At 61.0% G+C, this 12,686-nt stretch carries 16 protein-coding genes and 1 tRNA gene; 12 read left to right on the top strand and 5 right to left on the bottom strand.

Annotated elements, in window-relative coordinates; genetic code table 11:
- The 4 genes from AUR66_RS07030 to gcvPB form a co-directional block, all read left to right on the top strand.
- Positions 1-195, top strand: a 195-nt coding sequence (locus AUR66_RS07030) for a glycine cleavage T C-terminal barrel domain-containing protein (RefSeq protein WP_331456986.1), incomplete at its 5' end; no start/stop codon positions are given.
- Positions 195-575, top strand: a complete 381-nt coding sequence (gene gcvH / locus AUR66_RS07025) for a glycine cleavage system protein GcvH (RefSeq protein ID WP_058571761.1) — start codon at positions 195-197, stop codon at positions 573-575. The genes AUR66_RS07030 and gcvH, both read left to right, overlap by 1 nt.
- Position 576: 1 nt before the next feature.
- Positions 577-1,920 (top strand): aminomethyl-transferring glycine dehydrogenase subunit GcvPA, encoded by a 1,344-nt coding sequence (gene gcvPA, locus AUR66_RS07020; protein ID WP_058571760.1) that lies wholly within the window; start codon positions 577-579, stop codon positions 1,918-1,920.
- A complete protein-coding gene (gene gcvPB / locus AUR66_RS07015; protein WP_058571759.1) occupies positions 1,920-3,341 on the top strand; it encodes an aminomethyl-transferring glycine dehydrogenase subunit GcvPB in 1,422 nt (473 codons plus the stop codon). Before gcvPA ends, gcvPB begins: the two co-directional genes overlap by 1 nt.
- 16 nt (positions 3,342-3,357) lie before the next feature.
- On the opposite strand, the gene AUR66_RS21835 is transcribed toward gcvPB, so the two are convergent.
- Positions 3,358-3,534, bottom strand: coding sequence for a DUF7838 family putative zinc beta-ribbon protein (locus AUR66_RS21835; RefSeq protein WP_197409697.1), 177 nt, complete (start codon positions 3,532-3,534; stop codon positions 3,358-3,360).
- Between the two features lie 280 nt (positions 3,535-3,814).
- On the opposite strand from AUR66_RS21835, the gene AUR66_RS07010 reads away from it, so the two are divergent.
- Both AUR66_RS07010 and AUR66_RS07005 read left to right on the top strand, forming a co-directional pair.
- Entirely contained in the window at positions 3,815-4,708 is an 894-nt protein-coding gene (locus AUR66_RS07010; RefSeq protein ID WP_058571758.1) for a GAF domain-containing protein, read from the top strand.
- Positions 4,705-5,358 carry a DUF7504 family protein gene (locus AUR66_RS07005; protein WP_058571757.1) on the top strand — a complete coding sequence of 218 codons (654 nt, stop codon included), beginning with the start codon at positions 4,705-4,707 and terminating at the stop codon, positions 5,356-5,358. Before AUR66_RS07010 ends, AUR66_RS07005 begins: the two co-directional genes overlap by 4 nt.
- A 7-nt stretch (positions 5,359-5,365) precedes the next feature.
- Here AUR66_RS07005 and AUR66_RS07000 read toward each other — a convergent pair whose 3' ends face one another.
- Genes AUR66_RS07000 through AUR66_RS06990 form a run of 3 tightly spaced genes read right to left on the bottom strand, consistent with a single transcriptional unit; the run spans position 5,366 to position 8,249 of the window.
- Entirely contained in the window at positions 5,366-6,376 is a 1,011-nt protein-coding gene (locus AUR66_RS07000; RefSeq protein WP_058571756.1) for a metal ABC transporter permease, read from the bottom strand.
- Entirely contained in the window at positions 6,376-7,158 is a 783-nt protein-coding gene (locus AUR66_RS06995; RefSeq protein ID WP_231727790.1) for a metal ABC transporter ATP-binding protein, read from the bottom strand. Before AUR66_RS06995 ends, AUR66_RS07000 begins: the two co-directional genes overlap by 1 nt.
- A 5-nt stretch (positions 7,159-7,163) precedes the next feature.
- The gene (locus AUR66_RS06990) at positions 7,164-8,249 is read right to left on the bottom strand and encodes a metal ABC transporter substrate-binding protein (RefSeq protein ID WP_058571754.1); all 1,086 of its coding nucleotides are present in this window, start codon (positions 8,247-8,249) and stop codon (positions 7,164-7,166) included.
- A gap of 145 nt (positions 8,250-8,394) precedes the next feature.
- Between AUR66_RS06990 and AUR66_RS06985 the strand changes: the two genes are divergently transcribed.
- The 6 genes from AUR66_RS06985 to AUR66_RS22560 all read left to right on the top strand — a co-directional run bounded on the left by AUR66_RS06985 (position 8,395) and on the right by AUR66_RS22560 (position 12,145).
- On the top strand, positions 8,395-8,637 hold the full coding sequence (locus AUR66_RS06985) for a glutaredoxin family protein (RefSeq protein ID WP_058571753.1): 243 nt from the start codon (positions 8,395-8,397) through the stop codon (positions 8,635-8,637).
- Positions 8,634-9,167 (top strand): cob(I)yrinic acid a,c-diamide adenosyltransferase, encoded by a 534-nt coding sequence (locus tag AUR66_RS06980; protein WP_058571752.1) that lies wholly within the window; start codon positions 8,634-8,636, stop codon positions 9,165-9,167. Before AUR66_RS06985 ends, AUR66_RS06980 begins: the two co-directional genes overlap by 4 nt.
- A gap of 215 nt (positions 9,168-9,382) precedes the next feature.
- On the top strand, positions 9,383-9,568 hold the full coding sequence (locus tag AUR66_RS06975) for a MarR family transcriptional regulator (RefSeq protein WP_058571751.1): 186 nt from the start codon (positions 9,383-9,385) through the stop codon (positions 9,566-9,568).
- A 279-nt stretch (positions 9,569-9,847) separates the two neighbouring features.
- On the top strand, positions 9,848-10,105 hold the full coding sequence (locus AUR66_RS06970) for a hypothetical protein (protein ID WP_058571750.1): 258 nt from the start codon (positions 9,848-9,850) through the stop codon (positions 10,103-10,105).
- 77 nt (positions 10,106-10,182) lie between these two features.
- Positions 10,183-10,257 (top strand) — tRNA-Val (locus AUR66_RS06965).
- 430 nt (positions 10,258-10,687) lie between these two features.
- Complete coding sequence (locus AUR66_RS22560; RefSeq protein ID WP_058571749.1) at positions 10,688-12,145, top strand: DUF7282 domain-containing protein; 1,458 nt, start codon at positions 10,688-10,690, stop codon at positions 12,143-12,145.
- 138 nt (positions 12,146-12,283) lie between these two features.
- Here AUR66_RS22560 and AUR66_RS06955 read toward each other — a convergent pair whose 3' ends face one another.
- Positions 12,284-12,655: a hypothetical protein gene (locus AUR66_RS06955; protein ID WP_058571748.1), complete on the bottom strand. Its 372-nt coding sequence runs from the start codon at positions 12,653-12,655 to the stop codon at positions 12,284-12,286.
- Positions 12,656-12,686: the final 31 nt, after the last annotated feature.

Here is a 12,686-nt window from a genome sequence, read left to right as displayed (position 1 = left end):
TACGACATCGCCACCGAGGACGGCGACGTCGTGGGCGTGGTGACCAGTGGGACGATGAGTCCGACACTGTCGGAACCCATCGGCCTCGGCTACGTTCCGACCGAGTACGCGGAGGAGGGGACCGTCCTGCACGTCCTCGTCCGCGGCAGAGAAAAGCGCGCAGAGATAGTCACACCACCCTTTATCGACCGATAATGTTCGAAATTCCCGACGACAAGAAGTACCTCGAATCGCACGAATGGACTACCACCGACGGCGACACCGTCCGTGTCGGCATCTCCGACTTCGCTCAGGACGAACTGGGCGACGTGGTGTTCGTCGAACTCCCCACCGAGGGTGACGAACTCGCCGCCGGCGACGAATTCGGCGTCGTCGAGAGCATCAAGGCGGTCTCCGACCTCTACGCCCCGATTTCGGGCACGGTCGTCGCCGTCAACGAAGACCTCTTCGACGCGCCCGAACTCGTCAACGACGACCCGTACGGCGACGGGTGGATGCTCGAACTCGAACCCGCGGACGAAAGCGAGTTCGACGACCTCCTCTCTCCCGAGGAGTACCGCGAGCAGACGGAGTGAGATGACGGCTGGAAACGGACGGCGGGTCGGAAGCCCGTACGCCCCTCACACAGACGCTGACGAGGCCGCGATGCTCGACGCCATCGGTGTCGACTCCGTCGAAGACCTCTTCGACATCCCGGCCGACGTGCGCTTCGACGACGAGTTCGGTATCGACTCGACCGACGAGCGAGAACTCAGACAGTCGCTCGCGGACCTCTTCGCCCGCAACGAGGAGTTGACCGAGTTCCTCGGCCGCGGCCACCACGCCCACTACGTGCCGGCACTGGTCGACGACCTCTCGCGTCGCTCGGAGTTCCTCACGTCCTACACGCAGTACCAACCGGAGATTGCGCAGGGCTTCCTGCAAGTCCTCTTCGAGTACCAGTCGATGCTGGTCGAACTGACCGGCCTTCCGGTGGCGAACTGCTCGATGTACGACGCTGCGACGGCCCTCGCCGAGGCCGCACTGCTCGCGAACCGCCTCCGACGCGGTGCGAGCGGACACCGCGTGCTGGTCCCCGAGCACTTGCACGAAGGCCGATTGGGCGTCCTCGAAAACTACCTCGACGGCGCAGACATGGAAATCGGCGAGTACCCGATGGACGATGGCGCTGTCGACGTCGACGCCCTCTCTGACCTCGTCGACGACGAGACGGTGATGGTCTACGCCGAGAGTCCGACCGTCCGCGGCGTCATCGAAGAGCGACTCGCCGATATCGGCGACATCGCCCACGAGAACGACGCGCTGTTCTGTCTCGGAAGCGACGTGGTCGCCCTCTCGCTCCTGCAAGAACCCGCGAGCGTCGGTGCCGACGTCGTCGTCGGCGAAGCAGGCGCACTCGGCATCGGGTCGGCCTACGGCATGGGCCTCGGTATCTTCGCGACTCGTGAAGAGTACCTCAGACAGGTTCCGGGCCGCCTCGTCGGCGTCTCCGAAGATTCCGAAGACATGCGAGCGTTCACGCTGACGCTCCAGACCCGCGAACAGCACATCCGCAAAGAGCGGGCCACGTCGAACATCTGTACGAATCAGGCGTGGGTGGCGCTCCGAACCGCCATGCACATCGCGTGGCTGGGTCCGGACCGCCTCGTCGGCATCGCGAAAGACGCCGTCACCGAGGCACGTGCCCTCGCTCAGCGTCTGGACGACCTCTCGGGCGTGAAGGCCCCGGTCCACGACCGGCACCACTTCCGTGAGTTCGTCGTCTACACAGACCAACCCGCACCGGCGATTACGAACGACCTCGCAGGTCGCGGGTTCGCGGTCCACGCACTCGACGACCACCACATCCAGGTCTGTATCACCGAGGCGAACGCCGACGCCGCAGACGAATTCGTCGCGGCCTTCGAGGAGGTAGCCTGATGAACTTCGACCAAGCCCGATTCAGCCGTGACGACGTGTACGAACCGCTCCTGTCCGAAAAGGACAGCACCACCGTCGAAGTCGACGCCGACGGCGTCCTCCCCGACGACCTGACGCGTGACGAACTCACACTGCCGGCACTCTCAGAACCCCAACTGGCGCGGCACTACACCCGCCTATCGCAGATGAACTACAGCGTCGAACTGGGTCCGTACCCGCTGGGGTCGTGTACGATGAAGTACAACCCATCGTTCACCGAGGACGTCGCTGGCGACCCGCGCGCGGCAGTCCATCCCGACCGGTCTGACCGAACGGTTCAGGGGACGCTCGGTTTACTCCACGGCCTGCAGGAGTACCTCGCCGACATCGGCGGCATGGACGCGGTGACGCTCCAACCGCCGGCCGGTGCCGCAGGTGAATTCACCGGCATCCTCATCGCGAAGGCGTACCACGAGGCCCGTGACGACGACCGCTCGGAGATCATCATCCCGGCGTCCGCCCACGGAACGAACTTCGCGTCCGCCGCGATGGCGGGGTACGACGTGGTCGAACTCCCGTCCGACGAGGACGGCCGTGTCGACATCGAAGCGCTCGACGCCGCCATCTCCGAGGAGACGGCCGCGCTCATGCTCACGAACCCGAACACGCTCGGGTTGTTCGAACGCGATATCGTCGAAATTGCGGACATGGTCCACGAGGCAGGCGGACTGCTCTACTACGACGGTGCGAACTTCAACGCACTCCTCGGACGCGCCCGACCCGGCGACATGGGCTTCGACATCATGCACTACAACGTCCACAAGACGTTCGCGACGCCCCACGGCGGCGGTGGCCCGGGTGCTGGCCCGGTCGGTGTCGTCGACGAACTCGCCGAGTATCTCCCGAGTCCGATGGTCCGCGAGACGGCAGCAGGGTACGAACAGTACGAACCCGAATCGTCCATCGGGAAAGTCCACGGGTTCGCCGGCAACTGGTTGGTGCTCGTGAAGGCGTACGCCTACATCGCCCGTCTCGGCGACGAAGGCCTCGCAGACGCCAGCGCGAAGGCCGTGCTGAACGCGAACTACCTCGCCTCGCAAATCGACCTCGACGTGCCGTACGGACCGTTCCACCACGAGTTCGCGGCCACGTCGGGTGACCGCGACGCCGCAGACGTGGCGAAGCGGATGCTCGATTACGGCGTCCACCCGCCGACGACGAAGTGGCCCGAACTCGTCCCCGAGGCGATGCTCACGGAACCCACGGAAGTCGAGGACAAAGCGTCACTCGACGACCTGGCACACGCGTTCAACGCCGCGTACGCCGACTCCGACGAGGCGCTGGAAACCGCGCCCTCGAAGACGAGTGCTCGACGTATCGACCAGGTGTCCGCGGCACGCAACCCGCGACTCTCCTGGCAGTCGCTCGGCGACGAAGAATAACGAAACTCGATTTTTCTTACGCTTCGGCCTTCGCGTAGGTCTCCACGTCGTCCGTGATGTGGATGTAACCGTAGTCGCAGTTCGTACAGTGCCACTTGGTCTTCTTCCCGAGGTGGACCTGCATGCTCGCGGCGAGGTAGAACGTGTCGTTGCCACAGACCGGGCATTCGCGTTCGATTTCGAGGTCGCTCATGAGAGCGAATCCGTCGTGGTCGTTGTTGAAGATATTGGTTCGTGGCTGGTCGCGCGTACAGGCTGAGGACCCGTATTCTACCGTCGTAAACTACATAACGCGATATAGAATCTGCGAGTGTGCAAAAAGCGAGCGCTCAGAGTCGCTGTCGCCATCCGTCGAAGGGTTCGACAGAAGGTCTTCGCAGACCAACCCATAGACGGCTTAAACAGCCTGAATATCGAGGGTGATAATTTGGCGCATAGAACTTTACACGCATTCACTAATTTTCGAGTGAACAATGAGTCGGACAATTTTGTGCGTCGATACAGCGGACCGAATTGACGAGGTGTCGGCCGCCATAGATGCCGAAGAGACGTTCGAGGCAGTCGAAGCGACGTCTGTCGAAGATGCCCGAACGATACTGGACGAACGGGCCGTCGTCTGTGTGGTTACGGGATACGAACTCGACGGTGGGAGTGGACTCGAAATCGCGCAGGCAATTAGACAGACCGCACCGCAGACACCGTGTGTGCTGTTCACCGACGTGTCGCCGGGAGAAATCGACACGGCATCGTTCGAGGAGGTGCTCTTAGAGTACATCAACCGCGACTTACCCGACGCGTACGACCGATTGACGTTCGTCGTCGACGACGTCATCAACCACAGCGCGCAGGTCAGTTTCCTGAAACCGGACGACGAGCAGGAACGACTGGACGCACTCGCACAGTACGACATCGACGACCTCCCTATCGAGGAGAGTTTCGACCGACTCACAGATTTGATAGCGAGTCACTTCGACACGGCCATCGCGTTCATCGGTCTGGTCGAAGCGGACGAAGAGAACATCCTCTCGTGTCACGGCGGCGACTGGGACCGACTCACGCGTGAAGAGACCATCTGCACCCACAGCATGTTGCAAGAGGACGTGATGGTCGTCGAAGACCTCAACGAAGACAAGCGGTTTAGCGAGAACCCTCACCTCGCGAACCTCGGCATCCGCTCGTACGCGGGCGCGAACATGACGACCAATGACGGCCACGTCATCGGGCAGGTGTGTCTCATCGACCACGAAGTGCGCACGTACGACGCCGAAGAGCGACACGAACTCCAGCAGTTCGCCGAGACGGCGATGGAGATTCTGGAACTCAGACAGGGTGCGCGTGGAATGCGAACCATGGAGGCAGTCCAATGAGTCTCGGTTCTTCGGAATCGTTCACCGCCGACTCGATGGGACTCGACGCGATAGATAGTGGGACGAGCATCTTGCTCGTCGGTGACGACTCGGACGCACTCAAGTCCGTCTTCTACCGCCTCGTCGCCGCAGAAGAGGACGAACGGAGCGTCGTTGTCGCGACGGACGAGAGCGGGCGAGGCGTCCAGCGCGCCCTCAACCGGGCCGTCCGCGGGGCCGGGTCTCGGTCCTCCGTGTTGACCGGAACCGGTGCCAGCGGGACCGACATCGACACGATAGACGACCTTGGGGACCTCACGAAACTCGGAATGAACCTCTCGATGCACCTCTCAGAGACACAGCAGCAGACACCTCGATTCCGGACAGGTATCTACCTCTGTTCGACCATCTGTGCGGAGGCTGACGACGTACGCTCGGTCTACCGACTGCTGAACTCGAACTTCCTGTCGGAACTCCGACGTGGTGACGGAATCGGTGTCTGTGCCCTCGACACGAGTAGCGACATCGGCGCGAGCGTGAGCAGCGTCGTCGCCGGGATGAAGACTTCGTTCAAAGCGTGCATCGAAGTCGAAAAGACCGGCCGGCGTGAGGCGACGCTCACTACTTCGGGGCTCTCCGGAGTCGACGAGACTGTCACCGTCTCGCTCTAACAATTGGCTACGCGTCGCCGGCGTCGCCTGCATCGATGCTCCCGAGTTCTGGTGCCGTGTCCTCACGGACGCGCGCCTGGACTTTTCCGATAGCGACGGAGACGACGTAGATGCCGACTGCGACGAGGACGATGACGCCGCCCGCCGTCGCCTCGCCGTAGTAGGACAGGCCGATACCGAGGAGGACGGCGAGTTCGGCGAGGACGACGGAGACGAGGAGCGACTCGGAGAAACTCCGTGAGACCTGTGCCGCACCGGCGACGGGCACGACGAGCATCGCGGCGACGAGGATGACGCCCATAATCTGCATCGCACCGACGACGACGAGTGCGGTCAGCATGACCATCACGCGGTTGTACCACGTAACCGAGAGACCGGAGACTGCCGCCGCCGTCTCGTCGAAGGTGACGTAGAGGAGTTGGTTGCGTGTGAGTGCGATGGTCCCGACGATGATAGCGAAGAGCACGAGGAGAATCGCCGCATTCTCCGCCGAGACGGTCGAGAGGTTCCCGAAGAGGTACTGGTTGATGCCGACCGCGAGACCACCGGCGTTGAGGCTGATGAGCACCGTCCCGAGTGCGAACCCCGTCGAGAGGACGATAGCCATCGACACGTCGTTGTAGGCGTCCGTCGCCTCTGAGATGAGTTCGATGAGGAGTGCGGCGATGACCGCAACGACGACGGCGGTCAGGTACGGCGAGACGCCGAGGCTCAGTACGCCGTTGAGGAATAATCCGACGGCGACACCGGCGAATGCTGTGTGCGCGAGGGCGTCACCGATGAGCGCGAGTTGTCGGTGGACGAGGAACGTCCCGATGAGAGGGGCCATGACGCCGATGCAGAGGCCGACGAGGATGGCACGGTGCATGAACTTGTACTGCGGGCTGATGAGTTCGAGGCCAGTCAGGTAGTACAGTTGGGTCAACAACCAGTACCAGAACTCGAGGATACCGTACATCGGCGCGAGGAGCGTGTCCAAGAGGCCTGCTTGGAGCGGAACGAGGAGGGCTGCGGTCATCAGTTCCCTCCCAAGAAGGTCGCTGCCGTCCCGAACGCCCGAGCGAGTGCGTCGCTCTCGACGAACTCCTCGGTCGGGCCGTCGAAGTATATCTCACGGTTGAGACAGACGACCCGGTCTGCGTGTTCGGTGACTGCGCTCAGGTCGTGTTCGATGAGCAGGATGGTGATGCCCGACTCGTTGAGCGATTCGAGCAGGTCGTAGAAGGCGTCGACCGATTCTGCGTCCACACCGACCGTCGGTTCGTCCAGCACGAGCAGGTCTGCTTCACTCGCGAGTGCCCGTGCGATGAACGCTCGTTGGCGCTGCCCACCGGAGAGTTTCGTCACGCGCCGGTTGGCGAACGCCGTCATGCCGACGGTTTCGAGGGCGTCGTCGACGATTCGGTCGTCTTCGGCAGAGAGGCGGCCGAACCCGACGTGTGGGAACCGGCCCATGCGCACGACTTCGCGCACCGTGATGGGCATCTCTTTGGAGGCACTCGCGTGCTGGGCGACGTAGCCGATTCGTGCACCGTCGTCGAAGACGTGCGACGGTTCGCCGAACAGGGTCGCGGTTCCCTCGTCGGGTCGGAGGAGGCCGAGCATGAGTTTCATCAGCGTCGACTTCCCAGACCCGTTCGGTCCGACGACGGCGACGTACTCGCCGGGGTCGATGCGGAGTGAGATGTCTTCGACGACAGGGCTCGCGGTGTAGCCGAATTCGACGTTCGAGAGTTCGACGACTGCCTCGTCGGACTGCGACGCAGTACGCCCTTCGGACCCCCGATCGGAAGCGGTCATCGTGCTCATTCGAAGTTCCTCCACTCGTCGCCCCACCCGTCGTAGCCGACTTCGTCGGGCGTCTTGTTCCCGAGGACGACTTCGAACGTCGGCATGTTGATGTTGTAGGCGATTTCCTCGTAGCCCCAGTCGTTCTCGACCCAGTCTTCGCGGACGCCCGCGTAGGGAGTCACTGGGTAGTAGGCTTCGACGTCCGTCTCGGCAATCAACTGCTTTGCCGGCTTTCGCGTCTCGAAGACGCCGGCACCGATGTACTTGATGTCGTTCTCGTCGATGACACGCTTCGCCTCGGTGATGTCCGAGGGTTTCACGTCGCCACTGGCCGCGAGGTTGACGACGAGCGGGCGCATCTCGACGCCGTAGCGCACACCGATGTACTGGAACGCGTTGTGAGCGGCCAACTGGACCACCTTCCGGTCCGCTTCGTCGAAGATACGCTGGTAGTCGCGGTCGATTCGGTCGAGAACCTCGGTCTTGTACGTCGCGGCGTTGTCGCGGAAGGTGTCTTCGTACTCGGGTGCGAGTTCGACGAGGCCTTCGGTGATGTTGTCCACAGCGGTCTTCGCGCGCCGGGGGTCGAGCCAAAAGTGGGGGTCCCTTCCGCGGCCTTCGCCGACGCCCTCTTCGTCTCTGTCGAGACTGGCGGCGAGTTCGACGAGTTCGACGCCCTCGCGGACGTTGATGAGTTGCGTGTCCACGTCGTCGTCTTTCAGTGTCTGAATCGCACGGTCGGCCCACGGTTGGAAGTCCTCGCCGACGTGGACGAAGGCGTCCGCCTCGATGATGTCGCGGGTGACACTCGCGTCGGGTTCCCACCCGTGGCCGTGGAGGCCCGTGGGAATCAAGTTCTTCAGCGTCACTGGCGTGTCCTTCGCAACCTTTCGCGCGAAATCGTAGAAACTGAAGAAAGACGCGACGACGACGGGACCGTCGTCAGATTCGATAGCGTTCGAGTTCGAATCACTCTCTGAAGCACCGCCAGTTCCGCCGAGACATCCGGCGAGGCCAGCAGTCACGAGACCGGTTCCGGCGGCGAGTACGCGCCGTCGAGGTACCGCTCGTTCTCGTTCGAAACGAGATTCGTTGGTCATTACTATCTGGTATAGGCTGGAGCAAACATATAGATGTATTGCTCTAAGTTTGAATTTAGACGTATCAAAATTAGAGTGGTCGACGGAGGATGACACACCGTCCGGTGTCCAAATCTCTTTGCTCGGTCGCTCCTAACGACGGGGTATGGGAATCGTTCTGTATGCGCTCGATGGGTGTCCGTTCTGTGAACGGGTCCACGACGCCCTCACGGACGCCGACATCGAGTACGAGACACACTGGGTCGAACCGCTTCACTCCGACCGCGACGAGGTGAAACGGGTGAGCGGCCAGCGTGTCGTCCCCGTCCTCGTCGACGAGGAACGCGGCGTGACGATGAACGAGAGTGAAAACATCAGCCAGTACATCGAGAACACACTCGCACGATGAAGATATACACAGGCCGCGGCGACGAGGGAATGACCGACCTGCGGGACATGACCCGTGTGTCGAAGACGAGCAGCAGAATCGAAGCGTACGGAACGGTCGACGAAGTGAACGCACTCGTCGGAACCGTCCGGCCGACGGGGTACGACGACGTGGACGAGGTTCTCGAAGCGGTGCAGAACCACCTCCACATCGTGCAAGCGGACCTCGCGAACCCTGACCCAGACGAAGACGACCCGCAGATTCGGGCCGAACACGTGGACGACCTCGAAGCGTGGATAGACGACGCAGAGTCGGAACTCGACCCGCTTACGTCGTTCATCCTTCCCGGCGGGAGTGAGACGGGGGCCAAACTTCACCATGCCCGTGCAGTCTCCCGGCGTGGCGAACGGCGAGTGGTCTCACTCGCAGCAGAGGAGCCAGTCAACACCGAAGTCGTCGCCTACCTCAATCGACTGTCGGACGCACTGTTCGTCTTCGCTCGGTTGGTCAACAAACGCGACGGTGTCCGAGAAGATTCGCCGACGTACTGACGGCCTGGTCTCGGTGAAGGAGGGGAGCGCGTTCCCCACCATCCACCGATGGTTCGGGACCCGAACCCGACTATGGTTGGGTACCCATTCCTATCGACTGCCGCCCGACCGGATTCGTATGCGAACACGACCACCGTGTCCCGAGTGCGGCGAGGGAACCTCGACTGTGACAGGAATCGACCGATGTACCGACTGTCCGTGGTGGGAGCCACAAGGTGCGGACTGAGGCCACGAAACTGGAGACAGACGTCCTCGCCGTGCTCGAACGCCACGGACCATTACACGTCACCGACCTCGCTGCACGAGTCGGCACACACCCGGTTCGCGTCGAGGCGTGTTGCTCACACCTCGTCGCGGCCGGGGAGATATCGACCACGAGTTGTGGGGTGTACGACCGATGACGAGAGCGCCAAGACAGGGCCTTCGCGCCTCCAGCGGTGAGGCTCGCGACGAACCAGTGGCTCGAAGTCGTGGGAATTCCAGGACGGGCGAAACGTGCCCACGGTTCTACCGTCCCGGAAGGACAGACGCAAGACGGGGCTCCGACTACGGACGTAGCCGATTTGCCCGTGTTTTAGGTACGCCTAAGAATTACAAAAAAGTGTCGCTCGTTCGCAGAGATGTGACATTCGGTATCAACTAACATAATTGTTTTCTCGTTCCCGAGACTATCTGAGGTCATGAACCGACACTTCACCGACGCACGGTACTACTTCCGACGGGGGTTCGAGCACCTCTACGCAGGAATCGACGAAGAGACAGAACCGTTCCGCCACCAGCTTATGGAGCGCTTAGGCCGTGAACCCGAAGCCGAGGAAGAAGAAGTCGGACCACAGACGCGTCGCGAGCGCGTCGAATACGAAGCACGCCGTGCAGCGACTCGCAGCAGAGAAGCGGCCGGGAAGGTTCGACGCCGCGTTGGCCGAACCAGTCCCTGAATGGGTCGGTGCGGTCCCCGTAATTGCGGCACAACGTAAGTCTTAATTGGTGGCGCAGGGAACGAACGTTCGTAGCCGGGTTGGTGGTCTAGCCAGGTTATGACGGCTCCTTCACACGGAGCAGGTCGGCAGTTCGAATCTGCCCCAACCCATCACTTCTCTCGACGCAAACGAAGGAGCAGGTCGGCATCCTCGCCAAGCGAAGCAAGACGGGAGTCAGCGGACTCCTTCCAGTCCCCCACCAGAGTTCGAATCTGCCCCAATAACCCAGACACAGCAACACCAACAGAACAGTCTCCAAAACGCATCCATCTAATTGTCAGGACAGTCTCAAAACGGAGACGACAGACTATCAACTTCCGATAGTGAAACAATTCTTTGACAGTTAACTGAAACAGTCAGAAGAAAACAATCGTGGGGACTGAACTATCTCGAATTCGCCGAAATCAACCACCCAGACCGGCCTCAAAGACAGACTAACCTCATAATACAGTCACGTAAATTGATAGTCACGTCAACGGATTACTGAAACAATCTCGTCACCTTTTGTCGGTCGATTCGGTACGTTGTCATCGCAGACACATGAATATCCGAACACACATCGCAGGGATACTTGCCGTCGCCGCACTCGTCACAGTGGCGGCGACAGGTGTCGGCTTCGCCGCCCCTGCTGGAACAACACAGGCGGTCGGTGGGCCAAGCACACAGGCAGTCGGAGCGCAGTACGCACAGGTTCAACAACAACAACAGACGGGACAGTGTCCATATCCGGTAAACGAGTCGTTCGAATCGTACGACGTGAGTGACCTCTCTGCACCATCGTCGGTGCAACCCGGTGAGACGGTGACGGTGACGGCGGACATCACGAACCCGAACGACGCACCACTCGTTCAGTGCGTCGAGTTCCGCCTCGAAGGTGACGTCGTCGAGCGGAGAGGATGGGCACTGAACCCGAACGAGACTGAGACGATTACCTTCGAAGTCGATACAGAAGGCCTCGAAGAGGGTACCTACATCCACGGTGTCGAAACGCGCGACATGGGTGAAGTGACCACCCTCACTGTGAGCAGTGAACAGCCGGCAACTATCGAGTTCGACGACCAGACGACCGACGGAAACTCGGTGACAGTTGCGAACGCCTCTCTGCTCGAAGGGGGGTACATCGCGATTCTCGACGAGAACGGGTCGGTCCTCGGAGCGACTGAGTACCTCGAACCCGGCGACCAGTCGAACGTGACGGTGGACCTCGCCGAACCGTTGACCGAGGATGCGACACTCACCGCGCAGGCGCATCAAGATACCAACGACAACCAGGTCCTCGACTTCCTCACGTCGAACGGAACCGATGATGGTCCGTACACGGTGGACGGAGAGCCCGTCACTGACGATGCAGAAGTGACCATCGAAGCTGAGGAACCAACCGACAACGAGACCGAGACGCCAACAACTGAGACTGAAACGCCAACTAACGAGACTGAAACGCCAACTAACGAGACTGAAACGCCAACTAACGAGACCGAGACTCCGACAAACGAGACTGAAACGCCAACCGAAGAACCGACTGCAACCATCTCGATCGACGACCAAGAGTCGGATGGAACTGTAGTGTCTGTGTCGAGTGTGTCGCTCTCTGATGGCGGATTCATCGCAATCCACGCTGAAGATGGGTCTGTGATCGGAGCGTCCGAGTATCTTGAAGCGGGAGACCAAACAGATGTCACGGTGCGGCTAGATGAACCGCTGACAGAAGATGCCACGCTGACTGCGATGCCGCACCTCGACACCAACGACAACCAAGAACTCGACTTCATCACGTCTGATGGTGCAGAAGATGGACCATACACCGCGGACGGTGAACCAGTGACCGACACTGCAGAGATAACCATCGTCGACGGCGAGACGCCAGCTGAAGAAGACACCCCGACTGAAGACGAGACGCCAACTGAAGAAGAAACGCCAGCCGAAGAAGAAACCCAGACTGAGTCGGGCGGACCAGCAGAGGGAACCCAGACAGAGTCGGGCGGTTCGGCCGAAGCCTAACCACGTAGATACGAAACTGCACCGGTCTGTCCACGCGAGAGGCACAGACACGTTGCAGCCGATTTTTTCACTGCGTCTCGATTCCTGACAGTGACGACTGAACCAGGTCGCCAATCCTGTCGGACTGGAGTCGTTGGGTTACAGTCCGAGTGCAGACAAAATTTCGTCGGGGACGGTCAAGATACCGAAGTTCACGAGGAGGACGACGAGCACCGTATACCCGACGGAGATGAGGAAGTCCTTGGCGAAACTGCGGGTCGTATACGGTTCTGGTTCGCCCGAGACGATGTCGATTGCACCCTTGTGGAGTAAGACGAATCCGGCCACGTTCGTCAACCAGTATCCCGCGATGACGCCCGGGAGGAACAACTCCCGCGAGAAGAGGGCGACAACGATACCGAACGCGTACGCCAGTGGAAGGTTGACGACGAGGTCGTTCCACCACGACAGCGGTGAGAGGACGAACCCGACGACTGCGAAGAACCCGCCTTTGACTCGCCGCTTTTCCATGTAAACACATTCCCTCTCCGACACGAATAGT

Origin of the sequence: Haloferax profundi, assembly GCF_001469865.1 — an archaeon.
Classification (GTDB): domain Archaea; phylum Halobacteriota; class Halobacteria; order Halobacteriales; family Haloferacaceae; genus Haloferax; species Haloferax profundi.
This window is presented reverse-complemented; position numbering and strand designations above follow the sequence as displayed.

Coding starts and splice junctions, on each gene's coding strand:
- gcvH (WP_058571761.1), top strand. CDS start 195: ATGTTCGAAATTCCCGACGACAAGAAGTACCTCGAATCGCACGAATGG.
- gcvPA (WP_058571760.1), top strand. CDS start 577: ATGACGGCTGGAAACGGACGGCGGGTCGGAAGCCCGTACGCCCCTCAC.
- gcvPB (WP_058571759.1), top strand. CDS start 1,920: ATGAACTTCGACCAAGCCCGATTCAGCCGTGACGACGTGTACGAACCG.
- AUR66_RS21835 (WP_197409697.1), bottom strand. CDS start 3,534: ATGAGCGACCTCGAAATCGAACGCGAATGCCCGGTCTGTGGCAACGAC.
- AUR66_RS07010 (WP_058571758.1), top strand. CDS start 3,815: ATGAGTCGGACAATTTTGTGCGTCGATACAGCGGACCGAATTGACGAG.
- AUR66_RS07005 (WP_058571757.1), top strand. CDS start 4,705: ATGAGTCTCGGTTCTTCGGAATCGTTCACCGCCGACTCGATGGGACTC.
- AUR66_RS07000 (WP_058571756.1), bottom strand. CDS start 6,376: ATGACCGCAGCCCTCCTCGTTCCGCTCCAAGCAGGCCTCTTGGACACG.
- AUR66_RS06995 (WP_231727790.1), bottom strand. CDS start 7,158: ATGACCGCTTCCGATCGGGGGTCCGAAGGGCGTACTGCGTCGCAGTCC.
- AUR66_RS06990 (WP_058571754.1), bottom strand. CDS start 8,249: ATGACCAACGAATCTCGTTTCGAACGAGAACGAGCGGTACCTCGACGG.
- AUR66_RS06985 (WP_058571753.1), top strand. CDS start 8,395: ATGGGAATCGTTCTGTATGCGCTCGATGGGTGTCCGTTCTGTGAACGG.
- AUR66_RS06980 (WP_058571752.1), top strand. CDS start 8,634: ATGAAGATATACACAGGCCGCGGCGACGAGGGAATGACCGACCTGCGG.
- AUR66_RS06970 (WP_058571750.1), top strand. CDS start 9,848: ATGAACCGACACTTCACCGACGCACGGTACTACTTCCGACGGGGGTTC.
- AUR66_RS22560 (WP_058571749.1), top strand. CDS start 10,688: ATGAATATCCGAACACACATCGCAGGGATACTTGCCGTCGCCGCACTC.
- AUR66_RS06955 (WP_058571748.1), bottom strand. CDS start 12,655: ATGGAAAAGCGGCGAGTCAAAGGCGGGTTCTTCGCAGTCGTCGGGTTC.